At 43.0% G+C, this 16,190-nt stretch carries 20 protein-coding genes; 10 read left to right on the top strand and 10 right to left on the bottom strand.

Annotation, left to right across the window (positions count from 1 at the left end; translation table 11 throughout):
- Positions 1 to 218: 218 nt before the first annotated feature.
- The 3 genes from MUY27_RS07470 (at position 219) to rpmA (ending at position 1,540) form a co-directional block, all read left to right on the top strand.
- Positions 219 to 722 (top strand): hypothetical protein, encoded by a 504-nt coding sequence (locus MUY27_RS07470; RefSeq protein WP_245129378.1) that lies wholly within the window; start codon positions 219 to 221, stop codon positions 720 to 722.
- A gap of 73 nt (positions 723 to 795) precedes the next feature.
- Complete coding sequence (gene rplU, locus MUY27_RS07465; RefSeq protein WP_245129377.1) at positions 796 to 1,104, top strand: 50S ribosomal protein L21; 309 nt, start codon at positions 796 to 798, stop codon at positions 1,102 to 1,104.
- A 34-nt stretch (positions 1,105 to 1,138) separates the two neighbouring features.
- The gene (gene rpmA / locus MUY27_RS07460) at positions 1,139 to 1,540 is read left to right on the top strand and encodes a 50S ribosomal protein L27 (protein ID WP_245129376.1); all 402 of its coding nucleotides are present in this window, start codon (positions 1,139 to 1,141) and stop codon (positions 1,538 to 1,540) included.
- Between the two features lie 193 nt (positions 1,541 to 1,733).
- Here the strand turns inward: rpmA and MUY27_RS07455 are convergent, their stop codons facing one another.
- From MUY27_RS07455 to MUY27_RS07440, 4 genes are read right to left on the bottom strand one after another with little or no spacing between them, the layout of a single operon-like run.
- On the bottom strand, positions 1,734 to 2,147 hold the full coding sequence (locus MUY27_RS07455; protein WP_245129375.1) for a c-type cytochrome: 414 nt from the start codon (positions 2,145 to 2,147) through the stop codon (positions 1,734 to 1,736).
- Positions 2,144 to 2,779: an SCO family protein gene (locus MUY27_RS07450; RefSeq protein ID WP_245129374.1), complete on the bottom strand. Its 636-nt coding sequence runs from the start codon at positions 2,777 to 2,779 to the stop codon at positions 2,144 to 2,146. The genes MUY27_RS07455 and MUY27_RS07450 overlap by 4 nt, the downstream gene beginning before the upstream one ends.
- Positions 2,776 to 3,186, bottom strand: coding sequence for a hypothetical protein (locus MUY27_RS07445; protein ID WP_245129373.1), 411 nt, complete (start codon positions 3,184 to 3,186; stop codon positions 2,776 to 2,778). The genes MUY27_RS07450 and MUY27_RS07445 overlap by 4 nt, the downstream gene beginning before the upstream one ends.
- A gap of 24 nt (positions 3,187 to 3,210) precedes the next feature.
- Positions 3,211 to 3,678 carry a DinB family protein gene (locus tag MUY27_RS07440; protein ID WP_245129372.1) on the bottom strand — a complete coding sequence of 156 codons (468 nt, stop codon included), beginning with the start codon at positions 3,676 to 3,678 and terminating at the stop codon, positions 3,211 to 3,213.
- 84 nt (positions 3,679 to 3,762) lie between these two features.
- Here MUY27_RS07440 and MUY27_RS07435 point away from each other — a divergent pair, with 84 nt between their 5' ends.
- The gene (locus tag MUY27_RS07435) at positions 3,763 to 3,999 is read left to right on the top strand and encodes a hypothetical protein (RefSeq protein WP_245129371.1); all 237 of its coding nucleotides are present in this window, start codon (positions 3,763 to 3,765) and stop codon (positions 3,997 to 3,999) included.
- A 126-nt stretch (positions 4,000 to 4,125) separates the two neighbouring features.
- Here the strand turns inward: MUY27_RS07435 and MUY27_RS07430 are convergent, their stop codons facing one another.
- The gene (locus MUY27_RS07430; protein WP_245129370.1) at positions 4,126 to 5,538 is read right to left on the bottom strand and encodes a phosphohexomutase domain-containing protein; all 1,413 of its coding nucleotides are present in this window, start codon (positions 5,536 to 5,538) and stop codon (positions 4,126 to 4,128) included.
- A 166-nt stretch (positions 5,539 to 5,704) separates the two neighbouring features.
- On the opposite strand from MUY27_RS07430, the gene MUY27_RS07425 reads away from it, so the two are divergent.
- Together MUY27_RS07425 and lysA are read left to right on the top strand one after the other, a co-directional pair.
- A complete protein-coding gene (locus MUY27_RS07425) occupies positions 5,705 to 7,015 on the top strand; it encodes an aspartate kinase (protein ID WP_245129369.1) in 1,311 nt (436 codons plus the stop codon).
- Between the two features lie 21 nt (positions 7,016 to 7,036).
- Positions 7,037 to 8,191, top strand: coding sequence for a diaminopimelate decarboxylase (gene lysA / locus MUY27_RS07420; RefSeq protein ID WP_245129368.1), 1,155 nt, complete (start codon positions 7,037 to 7,039; stop codon positions 8,189 to 8,191).
- Between the two features lie 116 nt (positions 8,192 to 8,307).
- On the opposite strand, the gene MUY27_RS07415 is transcribed toward lysA, so the two are convergent.
- On the bottom strand, positions 8,308 to 8,787 hold the full coding sequence (locus MUY27_RS07415; protein ID WP_245129367.1) for a hypothetical protein: 480 nt from the start codon (positions 8,785 to 8,787) through the stop codon (positions 8,308 to 8,310).
- Between the two features lie 787 nt (positions 8,788 to 9,574).
- Here MUY27_RS07415 and MUY27_RS07410 point away from each other — a divergent pair.
- Positions 9,575 to 10,918 carry a GH1 family beta-glucosidase gene (locus tag MUY27_RS07410; RefSeq protein ID WP_245129366.1) on the top strand — a complete coding sequence of 448 codons (1,344 nt, stop codon included), beginning with the start codon at positions 9,575 to 9,577 and terminating at the stop codon, positions 10,916 to 10,918.
- On the opposite strand, the gene MUY27_RS07405 is transcribed toward MUY27_RS07410, so the two are convergent.
- Positions 10,919 to 12,100: an acyl-CoA dehydrogenase family protein gene (locus tag MUY27_RS07405; RefSeq protein WP_245129772.1), complete on the bottom strand. Its 1,182-nt coding sequence runs from the start codon at positions 12,098 to 12,100 to the stop codon at positions 10,919 to 10,921. It lies immediately after the preceding gene.
- An 83-nt stretch (positions 12,101 to 12,183) separates the two neighbouring features.
- Between MUY27_RS07405 and folB the strand changes: the two genes are divergently transcribed.
- Together folB and MUY27_RS07395 are read left to right on the top strand one after the other, a co-directional pair.
- The gene (gene folB, locus MUY27_RS07400; protein WP_245129365.1) at positions 12,184 to 12,540 is read left to right on the top strand and encodes a dihydroneopterin aldolase; all 357 of its coding nucleotides are present in this window, start codon (positions 12,184 to 12,186) and stop codon (positions 12,538 to 12,540) included.
- Between the two features lie 3 nt (positions 12,541 to 12,543).
- Complete coding sequence (locus tag MUY27_RS07395) at positions 12,544 to 13,941, top strand: FAD-binding oxidoreductase (RefSeq protein WP_245129364.1); 1,398 nt, start codon at positions 12,544 to 12,546, stop codon at positions 13,939 to 13,941.
- 68 nt (positions 13,942 to 14,009) lie between these two features.
- On the opposite strand, the gene MUY27_RS07390 is transcribed toward MUY27_RS07395, so the two are convergent.
- Entirely contained in the window at positions 14,010 to 14,333 is a 324-nt protein-coding gene (locus MUY27_RS07390) for a trypco2 family protein (RefSeq protein WP_245129363.1), read from the bottom strand.
- A gap of 16 nt (positions 14,334 to 14,349) precedes the next feature.
- The gene (locus MUY27_RS07385) at positions 14,350 to 14,799 is read right to left on the bottom strand and encodes an acyl-CoA thioesterase (RefSeq protein ID WP_245129362.1); all 450 of its coding nucleotides are present in this window, start codon (positions 14,797 to 14,799) and stop codon (positions 14,350 to 14,352) included.
- A 133-nt stretch (positions 14,800 to 14,932) separates the two neighbouring features.
- Between MUY27_RS07385 and MUY27_RS07380 the strand changes: the two genes are divergently transcribed.
- Positions 14,933 to 15,373: an Hsp20/alpha crystallin family protein gene (locus tag MUY27_RS07380; protein WP_245129361.1), complete on the top strand. Its 441-nt coding sequence runs from the start codon at positions 14,933 to 14,935 to the stop codon at positions 15,371 to 15,373.
- A 242-nt stretch (positions 15,374 to 15,615) separates the two neighbouring features.
- Here MUY27_RS07380 and MUY27_RS07375 read toward each other — a convergent pair whose 3' ends face one another.
- Positions 15,616 to 16,107 carry a YajQ family cyclic di-GMP-binding protein gene (locus tag MUY27_RS07375; protein WP_245129360.1) on the bottom strand — a complete coding sequence of 164 codons (492 nt, stop codon included), beginning with the start codon at positions 16,105 to 16,107 and terminating at the stop codon, positions 15,616 to 15,618.
- Between the last annotated feature and the right edge of the window lie 83 nt (positions 16,108 to 16,190).

The raw sequence follows: 16,190 nt of genomic DNA, 5'->3' as shown, positions 1-16,190 counted from the left end.
TCGGATTTTCAATTTCGAATTTTGATTAAAAGCATGAAATGACGAAGCAATCACATTTATATCAATCAGAAAGCTATTTTTGCACCCGGTTTGTAATTGTTCGATAACAAAACCATTACTAAGATGTCATGCTGAGCTTGTCGAAGCATCTGTTCGTCTTGAAAGTTATTAGTATAAGATTGCTTCGTACCTCGCAATGACGCTCATTTAATTCAAACATGACTGCTAAATCAAAGAAGATTTTTCTTGCTGCTACAGTGGTAGTACCGTTCCTGGTCTATTGCTTTTACTATTATGGTATGATGATAAAAAATGCGCCATACCGCTTTAAAGATTTTCAATACCTTTCTTTAAAATATGGCAAGGGGGATAGCCTGCTGAACCAATACAATTCGAAGACTGGGGAGTACCAGTATTTGACCACCAGCGGCAAACTGGTTAAAAAGAATGTGAAGCTAGGGAAAACGGCTTTACAATACCTGCACTTTAAAGCGGCCGACCTTGGTTTATGGAACTTCCCGGCAAACGAGCTTCCCGGCGATTCAGCGCTCCAGCATAGTGCGCCGAACTATATCATCGAATTTCATTACAAGGATAAGAGTAAGATCGTGCATTACAATGTGGCCTATAACGGCCCGGTTGCGCTGAAAGATGCTAACGAAAGGCTGATCAAAGAGATCCAGAAAAAGATAGACGAAGCCGAGACGCTTGAAAATAAATAAAGATTGTTTATTGCAATTACTTTATCTATATTTGCACCTCATTTTAAAAAACAAATAAATAATTATTAACCCAATGTACGCAATAGTAAATATAGCCGGACAGCAATTTAAAGTTGCTAAAGACCAGCAGATCTTTGTACATCGCTTGCAAGGAGATGAAGGCGCTAGTATTGAATTTGACAAGGTTTTATTGGCTGAAAACGAAGGTAACTTTAAGCTTGGCGCAGATCTTTCTGGAGCTAAAGTATCGGCAAAGATCCTGTCTCATGTTAAAGGTGATAAAGTAATCATCTTCAAAAAGAAAAGAAGAAAAGGTTACAAAAAGAAAAACGGTCACCGCCAGCAGTTCACTAAAATTGAAATTACTGGTATCACATTATAATTGAAGGTTTAACCGATAAAAAAGACATTAAGAAATGGCACACAAAAAAGGGGCCGGTAGTTCCAAAAACGGTCGCGAATCCCATAGCAAACGTTTAGGTATCAAAATTTTCGGTGGTCAGCCTGCTATTGCCGGTAACATCATCGTTCGTCAACGTGGTACCAAACACAACCCAGGTTTAAACGTAGGTATCGGTAAAGATCATACTTTATTTGCTTTGGCAGACGGTACTGTAGTTTTCCGTAAAAAAGCTGATAACCGTTCTTATGTATCAGTTCTTCCTTTAGAAACTGCTGCTGTTGCTGAAGTAGCTGCTCCTGCACCTGTTGCAGCTGAAGCTCCTAAAGCAAAAAAAGCACCTAAAGCTACTGCACCTGCTGTAGAAGAAGCACCAGCTACAGAAACTGCAGCCGATACTGAAGAAGTAGAAGCTTAATTTTAAATCTAATTATATTATTCAAAGCCTGCATGAAAATGCGGGCTTTTTGTTTTTACATGCTTTTATGGAATTAATAATGAAGAGAATCCTTGTAGGGGGGTATTCATACTTACACAATGCCATAAAGCGCAATTAACATTGCTGCGTAAAGCAATACTAAATGATGTTTTACTTCTGAACCTTCAGATCTTTAATTACATCCTTCTAAATCTTTGTTTACCTCATCCACCGATACAATACCGTGCTTGTTTCCAAATGAGTTGCGGATGTAGGTAAGTACCTGCGATATCTCAATAGGGGCCAGGCCTGAAGGTGGCATCTTATCTGTATAGGCCTTATCGCCGACTATCATCAGTCCTGACGATCCGTTTTTAATTAAGCAAGCCAGTTGAGCGCTGTTCTTTTTATAATATATAGAATCGGTTAAAGGGGGGATCAAGGCGGAAAGCCCTTCGCCATCATTACCGTGACAGTTCTGACAGTGTTGCTGGTATACCAACGAACCGTTGGTGTAAGCGCGCTTATATTCCAGATCCTGCTCTGAACAGGAAGTTAACACCGTAGCAGCAACGCTGAAAAAGCAAATGACCAGGAAAGCTCTCACTGTGCAATGTGTTGTTGTGGTTCGGCCTGAAGGGTCTTAATATCCTCGATCATTTTATCCACTTGGGCAGGATCTGTTCCCAGATATGAACCACGAATCCGCTTTTGCTTATCTACCAGGATAAAAAAGCCATCGTGGACATTTTCGCGCGCCTGCACCATATAACCTTTAGCCAACTTGTAAGTTTCGTCTTTTTTACCCTGCAGGAACAGCCAGTTCTTATCTTTTACACCTAGCTTTTCTGCATATTGCTTTAATACATTAACGCTGTCATGCTTCGGGTCTATGGTGTAAGAAACGATTTTAAAGTCGCCCACCTTATTAAAAGTATTATACACCTTCAACATATTCCGGTGCATTACAGGGCATATATTGGGGCAAGAGGTAAAAAAGAAATCGGCTACGTAAATGTTTCCGTCGAGGCTTTTGTTGGTAATACTATCGCCGTATTGGTCTATAAAGCTAAACTTTGGTATCGTTTGGTAAATGGTGTCTGTAACTGTTTTCCCATTTACAGTTTTGGTAACTGGCTCGCGGTTGCCGTAGATGGGTAAGGCGTTTTTAGCAGACTCATTACTGCTGCAAGCAGCCAGGATGAGCACTGCAAAGCAGGTATAAATTAAATTTTTCATGGTTTTTTGTATTTCGATAACAACCCGTCAGCCTGCTTGTTCAGGGTATTCAACTGAGAATCGATCGCGTTAATTTCGGTTCGCTGCCCGTTATAATATTTCATTACATCGGCGTGATCCTTCCCCTTGTATTCCATATTGAACTTCTGCATCCAATTGCTCATGCGTTCGTCTGTAGTTTGCAGGTCTTTACTTAAAGCAGTAGCAGAATCTTTTCCGGCAGTAATGAGGTTATTCTTCAGCAAAGAATCAAGTATCATTTTATGATCAACCGCTTTGCCGTCGGCTTCCATTACCGTTTCGTGCTTCGCTAAAATATCGTCCAGTACTTTTTTTTCTTCCTGTTTATCGTTGTTACAGGCAGATGCAGTGATGGCTAAAAGAAGGGCTAAGGCTGACTTTTTCATGGTGCGCAAATTTAATATTTAGCTTTAATTGGATTGGTGCATATTACGGATAAAAAAGATATAATCTGTAACCGGTAGTTTATCAAGCTCCGCAGTTTTCAGCAACTGGCCTATCTGCGCACGATGATGAGTGCCATGATTTACAAGGTGTGCCAATATATCACTTAAAGTATCACTGAAACTATCTCCTTTGGAATTCACATAACTAACCTTACGATTAAGATCAGTTTCACGGTTTAAAAAATTTACCCAAAGCTGATGATTCTCTTCATTAATTTGGTACAAATCGTCGGGTTCCCACTCGGGCCATATCGCACCTTTCTGTGCATTGGGATCACCAACACAGCGGCCCAACCAAACCTGTTGCGCACCTAAAGTGTGGCTCATCAGGCGGATGGGCTCTGTCGGATTACCCATTTCTTTAATTGACTGTAGAATCAGTTTATTAGCATAGTAGTCGTAAGCCAAAAGCTTCAGGAAGTAATCTTTCATAGGAGATAGCGGTAAACCGGAACGAAATTAATAGCTTTAACCAAATTTAAAGAACCAACTGCCTTAAAATACAGTTATATCTATATGAATCCTTTTGAAGTAGCTATTCCTATGAAAGATCATCCGATGATGATCACCGTTAAACCGGGAGAAAACGAAAATACGTACGATCTTTTTTACGAAGACGAACTATGTGGTTATATGATCTGTAATGAGCATAATGTTTGGATTTACGAGCCGCACCATCATGCCGCTCTATTGCTGGACGCTGATCAGATCCAACATTTGGGTAGCGAGATCAGTAAGCAGACCAAATGCTGATACAACATCGAAGAAATACTTATAAACCCACTATTAACAGGAAAAGGCTTGCCAAATTGGCAAGCCTTTTTTTTTTCGCGTAATCGCAAGGAACGAAGCGATCTCTTTTAATGGAGCGGCCCGATACTATCCTAACAAAACTGCTTTAGTAGCATCCAGAATTTTGAATGAATCTTCAGAGCTTGGCGCTTCTGAGTAAACACGCAAAACAGGCTCGGTTCCTGAAGGACGGATCATTACCCATGAACCATCTTCAAAGAAGAATTTGAAACCATCCAGATCTTCGCTGCGGGTGATATTATAGCTACCGAATGCTTTATAAGCACCTGATTTGCAATTTCTGATGATCTGTTGCTTCAACTCTTCAGTTACATGTAAATCGTAGCGTTCTACCGCAAATTTGCCAACAATATCATAGATCTCCTGGATCAGATCAGTCAGGCTTCGGCCGGTTTTCGCCATGAATTCCCAAATGATCAAACCGATCCAGATACCGTCACGTTCAGGGATGTGGCCGTCTACAGCAATACCGCCAGACTCTTCACCACCCACCATAAATGGTTTGCCAGAGTTCACGATCAGGTCGCAGATATATTTAAAGCCAATCTTGGTTACGGTGTTGTTCAGCCCATAGTGATCACAAAGCTTTTGAATTTTGCTGGTACAAGAGAAGGTAGAATACACTTCGCCGCGTTGTCCTTTCACTTTGTACATGTAATGGATCAATAACAGCAGGATGTGGTGCGAATCAACGAAGTTGCCATTCTGGTCATAAAGGCCGATACGGTCCGCATCGCCGTCGGTAACTAAGCCGCAGGCAATTTCACCTTCAGACATTTTAATCACGTCTTCAAACTGCTGCAAGTTACGCTGAATCGGTTCCGGAGCCTGCCCTTCAAAGCCTGGATTGTGATCACAATGCAGCATGGTAATTTCAGGGAATAAACGCTGCATTACATTTTGGCCTGCACCGTACATGGCATCGTAAGCCCACTCTTTTCCGGAGTTGCGGATAGCTTCCAGATCAAAGCTGTTTTCTACGTGCGTAATGTACATTTGCTCCAGGTCTACCATTTCAACCAGGCCGTCTTTCTTGTAATCGTCAAGAGATTTCAGGCTAAGCTCAATAGTATCCGGGATCTGGCTTTCTACTTTTTCGATATCGTCCGGTGTTGCTGGTCCACCATATGAAGCCTTAATTTTATAACCATTATAAGCAGGTGGGTTATGGCTTGCAGTAATGATGATACCGGCCGAAGCATTTTGACGTACTGTACCTAACGAGATCATCGGCGTTGAAACGAAGGTATTTTCCGCGCGATAAACCTTAATGCCTTCTGAAGCTAAAACACGGGTAGTAACATCCGCAAATAACGGGCCGGCGAAACGAGGGTCGTTACCAACCACAGCAGAAGGGTTTTCAAAATTTTGTTTCAGCCAAAGCGCGGTGGCATACGCAACGCGTTTTACGTTTTCAACTGTAAAATCGTCTGCAATGATGGCTCTCCAGCCATCGGTACCAAATTTAATTTTGATCATTATTGTGGATATATAGTGTTTAAAATCCTATTTTTAGCGCCTCAGAAACGGGTTTAGTCGCTCTTGAAGCATTATGCCACGGTGGTAATACCCGTGGTTTACATCAGCACAGTGCCCGGAATACAGGTACAAGGATATAAATATTTGTCATAAACAGAAACTAAAAATGAAAGTTTTAAAATTTGGCGGAACATCTGTAGGTAGTCCCGAACGGATGAAAAGTCTGCTAAATATCATTAATCCAGCGGAGCGGCAGATCGTTGTGCTTTCGGCGGTATCAGGCACCACTAACAGCCTGGTAGAGATTGGGCAAGCTTATTTACAAAGCGATAAGGCAAAAGCAGCCGAACTGATCAACGCACTGAAGGAAAAATATCAACTGTTTATTGAAGACCTTTATACCGACACCAAATACCTGGAACAGGGCAGGGAAGTAGTTGCTTACCACTTTGGCCTATTAAGCCAACTTGCAAATGATCTTTTTACGCCGATAGAAGATAAGATCATCTTAGCCCAGGGCGAGCTATTATCTACAACGCTTTACCATATCTACCTGCAGCAAATTGGTGTGCCTTCGATACTGCTACCGGCCCTTGACTTTATGAAGATTGATGAAGACCAGGAGCCCGTTGTTGATTATATAACCGAACATCTAACTCCGTTACTCAATAAGCACCCCGAAAATAAGCTGTTCATCACACAGGGTTATATCTGCCGCAATGCTTTTGGCGAGATTGATAACCTGCGCCGCGGCGGCAGCGATTATACTGCTTCTTTGATTGGCGCGGCTATCCGCAGCGAAGAAGTGCAGATCTGGACAGACATTGATGGCATGCACAATAACGATCCTCGCATAGTTGAAGGTACACAACCTATCCGCCGTATTTCTTTTGATGAGGCAGCAGAACTGGCCTATTTCGGAGCGAAGATACTTCACCCCCAAAGTGTGTTTCCGGCTCAAAAGTACAAGATACCTGTTCGCCTGCTGAATACCATGGATCCAAAAGCAGAAGGAACCCTGATCACTCACGACAGCCAGACCGAGGGCATTATCTCTGTTGCGGCGAAGGACGGCATTACGGCTATTAAGATCCAGTCGAGCCGGATGCTGTTAGCCTATGGTTTTTTACGCCGGGTGTTCGAGGTTTTCGAACGTTATAAAACCGCTATAGACATGATCACCACCTCAGAAGTGGCCGTTTCCGTTACTATTGATGACACCACCCGGCTGGAAGATATAATCGCTGAACTTAATACTTTTGGTAAGGTAGAGACGGATGTAAACCAAACCATTATTTGTGTGGTGGGCGATTTTGCAGCGGATAAACATGGTTATGCTGCACGTGTGTTGGAAGCCGTGAAGCATATTCCAATCCGGATGATCTCTTATGGCGGCAGTGATCATAATTTATCGCTACTGGTGAAAACAGAACACAAAGCAGAAGCATTGCGCAGCCTGCATAGCCATTTATTCTAATTATTTAATACGACTTGATTAATGTTCAGCAACGATACCATACAACGTTTTAAACAAACCGAGACACCATTTTACTATTACGATCTGGGTTTATTACGCAATACTTTAACTGCCTGCCGCGATGCGGCTGATGTTTACGGTTATCAAGTGCATTATGCCATGAAAGCCAATTTCAACCCGAAGGTGCTTCAAGCAATTCAGTCTTTTGGCTTTGGCGCAGATTGTGTAAGCGGTAATGAAGTGAAATCGGCTGTAGAATACGGCTTCGGAAAAGACAAAGTGGTTTTCGCGGGTGTTGGTAAATCTGACCGGGAAATCAATGCCGCCCTCGACCTGGATATTTTTTGTTTTAACGTAGAATCGGTTCAGGAACTGTTAGTGATCAATGATCTGGCAGGGGCAAAGGGTAAAAAAGCAAAACTGGCTATCCGGATCAACCCGAATGTTGATGCACATACCCACCATTACATCACTACTGGGCTGGACGAGAACAAGTTCGGGGTAAATATGTGGCAATTGCCGGATGTAGTGGATACGCTGAAGAATTGCCAAAACCTGGAACTGATCGGTATCCACTTCCACATCGGTTCGCAGATTACTGATCTGGAAGCTTTTAAAAGCCTTTGCGTAAGGGTAAACGAAATGAGCGTTTGGTTTGAAGAACGCGGTTTCAATATTAAAGTACTGAATGTTGGCGGTGGCCTTGGCGTGAACTATTACAAGCCTGATACGGACAATATCGCCGATTTTAACGCTTATTTTAAAGTATTTAACGACTTCCTGACCGTAAAACCCGGACAAGAGGTTCATTTTGAATTAGGCCGTGCTTTGGTGGCACAATGTGCCTCTTTGATTGCGAGCGTTCTTTACGTGAAAAATGGCTTGAAAAAGAACTTCCTGGTACTAGACGCAGGCATGACCGAGCTGATCCGCCCGATGTTGTACCAGGCCTATCACCAGATTGAGAATTTAACGCAGGACGCGAAAGCCGAGCCGGTGAAATATGACGTAGTAGGGCCAATCTGCGAAAGCACAGACTGTTTCCGCAAAGATGTAGAACTACCGGAATCGTTCCGCGGTGATCTGATCGCTGTTCGAACCGCCGGTGCTTACGGCGAGGTAATGGCTTCGCACTACAACCTTCGCGACCAGGTACAGAGCGTGTACAGCGAATAAAATTTTAACGTTAGTTTTCCTTCCCCTTTGGGAGGGTCAGGGAGGGGTTTCTAATGGTAGTTACCCCTTCCTGTTCCTTCTCTTAGCATGGGACCATAGCGCAACCCGCTAATGGTTTAATTTATGCTTCCTATCCAATCTACTCCGTAAATTCCGACACTATGCAGACGTTCTACCAATTGCCCGATGTGGTGTTGTAAATGTCGCAAATTGTAAAGATGTAGCTCAAACTTATTCATGGGCAACCACTCAAAGCCCGACGGAGCTTCCATATCCTGCCTATAAATCTTAACATGGAGCGTATCAATTATTTGCCGGGCCAGTTCTTCCATTTCTATTTTAAGATAAGCCTGACTAACAATAATCGCTGCTGAATTCCCTAACTGATGGGCACCTAAGCGGTGACCTGCCCAGGGGCTGAATAGTGTTTCATTGTCTGATAGGTATAAGGCTGTGAAATGGAGCGAATGATAGACGATTTGCCAATAAGGACTCTGATGGTTGGTATCATCCCATAGCTCGTCAGGACATTTGCTAATGGTTTGTATAAGCATTTTAAGTGATGCGCTGTATTGCGATACCAATTCCTGTTTCATTCTTTTAAAAATTTACTATAACAAGTTTAATGAAAATAACTGCGCCTAAATAGAGCGTAATTATGGAAGCAATACGCCGCGTCTGTAACTATAATTTGTAGAGACACGAGGTATCGTGTCTCTACAAATTCAGCAAGAAATAAATTGATTCTTTTTCTTAGACCGTAGAGACGCAATACCTTGCGTCTCAAATTACAATTTAGATAAGACACGAAGTATTGTGTCTCTACAAATTTAGCAGGACATAACCCGGTTCTTCTTTTGAAACCGTAGAGACGCAATACTTTGCGTCTCGAACTATAATTTAGACAAAGCACCAGGCATCATGTCTCTACAAATTTAGCAGAACACAACCCAGTTCTTCCTTTGAAACCGTAGAGACACAATACCTTGCGTCTCCAACTAAAATTTAGACAAAGCACCACATATCGTGTCTCTACGATATGCTGTAATCGAAAATGAGGTCACTTGATTCTTGGTTCTTGCTTCTAACCTATTAACATAAACATCACATCAACTGCACTTTAAATTCATAACCTATACCGACCTTGTATCAAAACGGAGGTGTTATGAATTTCGTAAGTAAAGTATTCAGAATATTTAGCCGCATCCGCGAGCGGGTGATGCTCAAAAGAATGAGTTCTGCGTTTATGCACTAATTGCACGTGCATTCTATATTTCCTGTTTGCCTGTTATAGCTACGGCAATCAATCTTTTTGCGAAAACTTTAAGCGCCCTTAATTAGTTTCTTGTTTCTTTGCATGTTTTTTAAGGGGCTGTATTACTAATGGATCAAATAAACAGGAAACTATTCGGCGAAGATTTTTACTGGGGCGTATCATCGGCGGCACTTCAAACGGAAGGTGCTACCACCGCTGATGGTAAAGGCCAATCCATTTGGGATGTATTCGCCCAAAAAAAAGGGAAGATCAAGAACGGCGATCACCCCCTTACTGCATGCGACTTCTACAATCGTTATCGAGAAGATATCGACCTGATTAAACAGCTGGGTATCCCTTGTTTCCGCTTCTCTATCTCCTGGACACGTATTCTACCTAAAGGCACCGGTGAGATTAATATTCACGGCATCCAGTATTACAACGAGGTGATTAACTACTGCCTTGAAAAAGGCGTACAACCCTGGATTACCCTTTATCACTGGGATCTACCGCAGGACCTGGAAGTACTTGGCGGCTGGACCAACCGCCATATTGTGGAATGGTTTAGCGAGTTCGTGCGCATTTGCGCAGAAAGTTTTGGCGACCGGGTAAAGCACTGGATGGTGATGAATGAACCTTCCGTATTTACCGGTGGAGGTTATTTCCTGGGCATCCATGCACCGGGAAGGAGTGGATTGCGTAACTTTCTACCTGCCACACACCACGTAATTTTAAGTATTGTTGCCGGGGCAAAAATATTGCGCGAGCTTTTACCCCCGGATGCGCAGATCGGAACGACGTTTTCCTGTTCGCATATAGAACCGCTTACCAATTCAAGCAGGGATGTGTCTGCGGCTGCTCGTGCAGATGCATTGATCAACCGGTTGTTTATTGAACCTATACTTGGTTTGGGCTACCCTACAAAAGAGGTGACAGCTTTAAAGAAAATAGAGAAGTATTTTAAGCCCGGCGACGAAGACAATTTACATTTTGATTTTGATTTTATCGGCCTGCAAAATTATACGCGTGAGATTGTGCAGTATTCTTTCTTTACGCCGTACATAGGCGCCAGCCTTGTAAAAGCAGAAAACCGGAATGTGCCGCTTACGGAAATGGGTTGGGAGGTTTACCCGCCTGCGATCTACCAAGTGATCAAAAAATTCAGTCAGTATCCTCAGATTAAAAAGATCATCATTACCGAGAATGGAGTTGCCTTCCCGGATGAAGTGGTGAACGGCGAGGTGAACGATGATAAACGTATAGCTTATCTACAGGATTATCTTGCCCAGGTTTTGAAAGCAAAAAACGAAGGCTGCAACGTACAGGGCTATTTTGTGTGGACGCTACTGGACAACTTTGAATGGGCAGAAGGCTATCACCCACGATTTGGTTTAATCCGCGTCGACTTTGACACACTGAAACGAACCGTCAAAAAATCAGGCTATTGGTATCGCGATTTTTTAAAAAGCTGATTATTTAAACGCATCTAACCCGGTAACATCCATACCGGTAATCAGCAGGTGGATGTCATGCGTACCCTCATAAGTCACCACAGATTCCAGGTTCATCATATGGCGCATAATACTGTATTCGCCGGTAATACCCATACCGCCCAGCATCTGCCTTGCTTCGCGGGCAATATCTAAAGCCATAGCTACGTTGTTTCGCTTGGCCATAGATATCTGTGCAGCGGTAGCCCGGTTTTCGCTTTTTAACGTTCCCAGGCGCCAAGCCAGTAATTGTGCTTTGGTAATCTCGTTGATCATCTCCGCTAATTTTTTCTGTTGAAGCTGAAAACCCGCAATGGGTTTACCAAACTGAACACGTTCCTTAGCATAGCGCAAGGCAGTGTCATAACAATCCATTGCCGCACCAATCGCGCCCCAGGCAATACCATAGCGCGCCTGGTTGAGACAACCTAACGGGCCCTTTAACCCAGAGACATTAGGGAAAATATTTCCTTTGGGCACTTTTACGTTATCGAACACCAGTTCGCCAGTAGCAGATGCCCGCAGCGACCATTTGTTGTGTGTCTCCGGTGTGGTAAAACCTTCCATGCCGCGTTCAACAATTAATCCTCGGATTTTCCCTGATTCATCCTTTGCCCAAACCACGGCGATATCCGCAAACGGTGCATTAGAAATCCACATTTTGGCGCCATTTAACAAATAATAATCGCCCGCATCTTTAATATTGGTGACCATTCCGCCTGGGTTAGAGCCATGGTCTGGCTCTGTCAATCCAAAGCAACCCATTAATTCGCCTGTCGCCAGTTTAGGGAGATATTTTTTTCTCTGCTCTTCGGACCCATAAGTGTAAATGGGGTACATCACCAATGACCCCTGAACTGATGCCGTAGAACGGATACCTGAATCGCCCCGCTCCAGCTCCTGCATCATGATGCCGTAAGCGGTATAATCCAATCCCGCGCCGCCATATTCAACAGGAATCGTTGGGCCGAAAGCGCCCAGTTCGACCAATCCGCTTAGCAACTGCTTCGGGAACTCGGCGCGCTGGGCGTAATCTTCAATCACCGGGCTCAATTCTTTTTTTACCCAGCTGCGTACCATCTCCCTGATCAGCTTATGCTCTTCAGATAAAAGTTCATCAACAAGAAAGTAGTCGGGTGATTCAAAAAGGTCTGTTCTTGGCATAATTGGTAGTAACTTGGTAAGCAAATCTAATGAAAGCGCGCGTTTCCTGCTCATTTTTATATGCTTTAATTTACTTTTGACACATGATTGAAGTTGCTTTGCACGAAGCTGAATTTTTTGCCCGCCACGGTTATTACCGGGTAGAGCAGGACCTGGGCAACCGTTTCCTGGTGGATATTGCGGTAAGTTTTAAACCTGCGGAAAATTTAAACGAAGACAACCTTTTACATACCCTCAATTATGAAAGGCTGCACCAGATAGCCGAAGCAGAAATGGCGGTGCCGCGTAAGTTATTGGAAACTGTGGCGCAAGGCATACTGGATCAGATCCGTGCAGAGTTTGGTTTCGCTGAAGCCATAAAAGTACAGGTGCGTAAACTGAACCCGCCGTTGAAAGGGCAGGTAAAGGCATCTTCGGTGACTATTACTTATCAGAAATAAAGCATGGACTGCGACCGTATAACCCCTGAAATCTTAGCCTTGTTTATTCAGGCTGTTGGTGCCGATGCAATTTTCACTAACGAAGAAAGCCTGGAAAAATACAGCCATGACGAGACGGAAGACCTTCGCTTTTATCCGGAAGTAGTCGCCAAACCGTCAACCCCGGAACAGGTTGCCGCTTTATTAAAGCTATGCAATGAATATTTGATTCCAGTTACACCACGCGGTGCCGGTACAGGTTTAAGCGGGGGCGCTTTGCCGGTAAATAAAGGGCTGGTGATTGCAATGGAACGGTTTAACCAGATACTTGAAATTGACGAGGCGAACTTGCAGGCTACGGTTCAACCTGGTGTGATTACCGAAGTTTTTATGAATGCCGTTGCAGAGAAAGGCTTACTTTATCCTGTCGATCCGGCCAGTAAAGGGAGTTGCTTTATCGGTGGAAATGTAGCGCATGGTTCAGGTGGCCCGAGAGTTGTAAAATATGGCACCATTCGCGAATATGTTTTAAACCTGCAGGTGGCATTACCTGCAGGCGAATTGATCTGGACAGGGGCTAATACCTTAAAATATGCCTCTGGTTATAACCTTACGCAGTTGATGATCGGTTCTGAAGGGACATTGGGTATCGTAACGGCGATTGTGGTTAAATTGATCCCTAAGCCCACGCACGACGTTTCGATGCTGGCCTCATTTCCCGATAATGAATCTGCCTGTGCTGCGGTATCTGCAATTTTCAGGGCGGGTATTATTCCTTCTGCACTGGAATTCATGGAGCGAACAGGAGTGGCGTGGGTGATGGAACACGAAGGCGTTGTTTTCGATTTAAAAGACGATGCCCAGGCATTTCTGTTGATTGAGGTAGATGGCAATAATCCCGATATGATTTTTGCTGACTGCGAAAAGATCAACACCGTTTTAGAAAGCTTCAACTGCCTGGACGTTTTACTTGCCGATAGTGCTGCGCAAAAAGAAGAGCTTTGGCGGATGCGGAGAAGAATGGGTGTTTCAGTAAAATCTAACTCGGTTTATAAAGAGGAAGATACCGTAGTGAAACGGGCAGAACTACCAAATTTGATCAGAGGCATTAAAGAAATTGGCAACCGGTACGGCTTTGAGTCCGTTTGCTACGGCCACGCTGGTGATGGCAACCTGCATGTGAACATCATCAAAGGCAGCATGAGCGACTACGATTGGAAGAACAAGCTGAATGATGGCATACGCGAAATATTCGAACTTACCGTAAAATTGGGCGGCACGTTATCCGGCGAGCACGGGATCGGCTATGTGCAGAAAGCCTTTATGCCCATAAAGTATTCGCCTGTCCATTTTGCGTTATGGAAAGGAATCAAACAGGTATTCGACCCGCATAACATCCTCAATCCCGATAAGATCTTTTAGTTAAACTATTCATTATTAAGAATTGGAGATTTGCACCTATTCTTATCAATTGGATTATAAAAAATAAGTTATGCGCTGGGAAGATTGGAATCTACAAGAGGTTTTTCCGCGATAAATATATCAAATTTTATTTTTTGAATATTTTGATTTGAGTCCGATTGTTTTAATCCGCCTCCAATATTCGCAAAAGCTATCTTTATACCTCCTTTGGCACTATTTTCCGAGGTTTCATTCACTACAACAGAAACGTCGAATTCAACTCTTTGTCCAGACTCTTTAGTTCCATGATGAATATGGCTTGTTAGTCGAAACCGATTTTTTTCTTGATTAGCTTCTTCAACGCCATTTACAATATCCAATAACGACTGTTTTATGAAATCTTTCAACTCCATTTGAATTATTAATAAGTTAGTTGGTATTTGTGATCAAACCAGGCTCGTCGTAATGGATCATGCTCTCGCGTTCCTCAGTCGGGATCGGGATAGATTCTTTTGCACCATAATCATAACTGATACAAACAGATTTACCGGTGGTGCAAATCTCTTCGGAGCCCTCAGCGGTTTCTCTCGTCAATAAATACATCACATCAAAGCTGCTGGTCCCGATACGTGAAGTGCGAACGTAGCAGTTGATTTTATCGTCGATGGTGAGCGTTTTAAGATAATTTATCTCTGACCGCCCCAAGATAACACCTGCTTTATTAAAATCCCATTTGATCGCGTCGCGCCAATACGCAAGTCGTGCAATCTCAAAAAATGTGAAGTAAATGGTATTGCTTACGTTTCCATAAGCGTCGATGTCCGAAAAGCGGATGGGAATAGGCGTTTTGAAGTTATAATCAGCAATAGTTTCAGCCATGTGGTGTCAAAATGTCTTTTGTTTTCCTGCACACAAGCCAAAATGTCTGCTTTCGCTTCTTTTTCGGCCTTGGTATAACAGTTGATTAGTATGTAAACGAAGTTAATAAACAAAAATTCTGGAGGATATAAAAATGACACTTGTAAAATTTAATCCAAGCAACAAAAATAATGGTTTAAACCCTTGGTTCGGCGATGTATTTGAATCAATTTTTAACGACTCATTCGTAAGCGACCGTTTAGTAAGCAGAATACCTGCGGTGAACATTGCAGAAACCGAAAACGAGTTCCACATTGAACTGGCCGTACCTGGTTTAAAGAAAGAAGATTTTAAAATCAACCTTGATAAGAACGTGTTAAGCATTTCTGCTGAAAAGAAAAGCGAAAACAACGAACAAACCAAGAAATACAGTAAACGCGAATATGCTTACAATTCATTTGTACGCTCATTCACTTTACCAGAAAGCGCTGACCAGTCAAACATCGATGCTGAGTATACCGATGGCATCTTGAAGCTGACTGTAGGCAAAAAAGAAGAAGCTAAAGTTCAGACCAGAGAAATCTCTGTAAAATAACCTGAACAGTCTAATGGTCCGTCAGGAATAACTCCGGGACTTATACAAAAACAAAAGTTTTCATAACGAGGTGTTGGTTTAGTTGATGAAGGGCGGTTGCTGATAAGGCGTCGCCCTTTTTATTTGGTCCCTCCTTAACGCTCCCCGAAGGGAGGGAACTAAACAAACCGCTTTACGTCGTAGGGCTTTTTTTCACCATTTATAAGTCTCCCCTTTGGGGAGATTTAGAGGGGCCATGGCTGCTAATTCCTCATATTGATATACTGCAGTGGTTGGCCAAAATCCTCACCACGGCAAAGGCTGATCACCGCCTGCAAATCGTCTATCTTTTTTCCCTGCACACGCACCTGATCGTCCATAATAGACGCTTGTACCTTTAAGCCGCTGTCCTTTATTTTCTTGACAATCTTTTTAGCGGCTTCTTTATCAATTCCTTCCTTAATTTTAATTTCCTTACGAATCATGTTACCAGAGGCATAATGCTCTTCACCCATGTCCAATGCTTTAGGGTCAAGCTGCTGTTTAATCATCCGGCTGATGATGGCATCCTGTATAGCTTTAAGGCGCATATCATTTTCGGTAACGATAGTGATCTCGTTTGATTTTTTATCTAATTCTACGGTACTTTTAGAGTCGTTGAAATCATAACGGTTCAGGATTTCCTTTTTGGCGTTGTTGATCGCGTTATCAAGGGTTTGTCCATCTATTTTACTAACTATATCAAATGAAGGCATATCGGTTCTGTTAATTTACTGCAATAGTAGGCTTATTACTTAAAACTGTCAACTTTAACAGTGAAGCAAGCTATTGTTAAAAC

Origin of the sequence: Mucilaginibacter straminoryzae, assembly GCF_022953055.1 — a bacterium.
GTDB lineage: Bacteria > Bacteroidota > Bacteroidia > Sphingobacteriales > Sphingobacteriaceae > Mucilaginibacter > Mucilaginibacter straminoryzae.
This window is presented reverse-complemented; position numbering and strand designations above follow the sequence as displayed.

Coding starts and splice junctions, on each gene's coding strand:
- MUY27_RS07470 (WP_245129378.1), top strand. CDS start 219: ATGACTGCTAAATCAAAGAAGATTTTTCTTGCTGCTACAGTGGTAGTA.
- rplU (WP_245129377.1), top strand. CDS start 796: ATGTACGCAATAGTAAATATAGCCGGACAGCAATTTAAAGTTGCTAAA.
- rpmA (WP_245129376.1), top strand. CDS start 1,139: ATGGCACACAAAAAAGGGGCCGGTAGTTCCAAAAACGGTCGCGAATCC.
- MUY27_RS07450 (WP_245129374.1), bottom strand. CDS start 2,779: ATGAAAAATTTAATTTATACCTGCTTTGCAGTGCTCATCCTGGCTGCT.
- MUY27_RS07445 (WP_245129373.1), bottom strand. CDS start 3,186: ATGAAAAAGTCAGCCTTAGCCCTTCTTTTAGCCATCACTGCATCTGCC.
- MUY27_RS07440 (WP_245129372.1), bottom strand. CDS start 3,678: ATGAAAGATTACTTCCTGAAGCTTTTGGCTTACGACTACTATGCTAAT.
- MUY27_RS07435 (WP_245129371.1), top strand. CDS start 3,763: ATGAATCCTTTTGAAGTAGCTATTCCTATGAAAGATCATCCGATGATG.
- MUY27_RS07430 (WP_245129370.1), bottom strand. CDS start 5,538: ATGATCAAAATTAAATTTGGTACCGATGGCTGGAGAGCCATCATTGCA.
- MUY27_RS07425 (WP_245129369.1), top strand. CDS start 5,705: ATGAAAGTTTTAAAATTTGGCGGAACATCTGTAGGTAGTCCCGAACGG.
- lysA (WP_245129368.1), top strand. CDS start 7,037: ATGTTCAGCAACGATACCATACAACGTTTTAAACAAACCGAGACACCA.
- MUY27_RS07415 (WP_245129367.1), bottom strand. CDS start 8,787: ATGAAACAGGAATTGGTATCGCAATACAGCGCATCACTTAAAATGCTT.
- MUY27_RS07410 (WP_245129366.1), top strand. CDS start 9,575: ATGGATCAAATAAACAGGAAACTATTCGGCGAAGATTTTTACTGGGGC.
- MUY27_RS07405 (WP_245129772.1), bottom strand. CDS start 12,100: ATGCCAAGAACAGACCTTTTTGAATCACCCGACTACTTTCTTGTTGAT.
- folB (WP_245129365.1), top strand. CDS start 12,184: ATGATTGAAGTTGCTTTGCACGAAGCTGAATTTTTTGCCCGCCACGGT.
- MUY27_RS07395 (WP_245129364.1), top strand. CDS start 12,544: ATGGACTGCGACCGTATAACCCCTGAAATCTTAGCCTTGTTTATTCAG.
- MUY27_RS07390 (WP_245129363.1), bottom strand. CDS start 14,333: ATGGAGTTGAAAGATTTCATAAAACAGTCGTTATTGGATATTGTAAAT.
- MUY27_RS07385 (WP_245129362.1), bottom strand. CDS start 14,799: ATGGCTGAAACTATTGCTGATTATAACTTCAAAACGCCTATTCCCATC.
- MUY27_RS07380 (WP_245129361.1), top strand. CDS start 14,933: ATGACACTTGTAAAATTTAATCCAAGCAACAAAAATAATGGTTTAAAC.
- MUY27_RS07375 (WP_245129360.1), bottom strand. CDS start 16,107: ATGCCTTCATTTGATATAGTTAGTAAAATAGATGGACAAACCCTTGAT.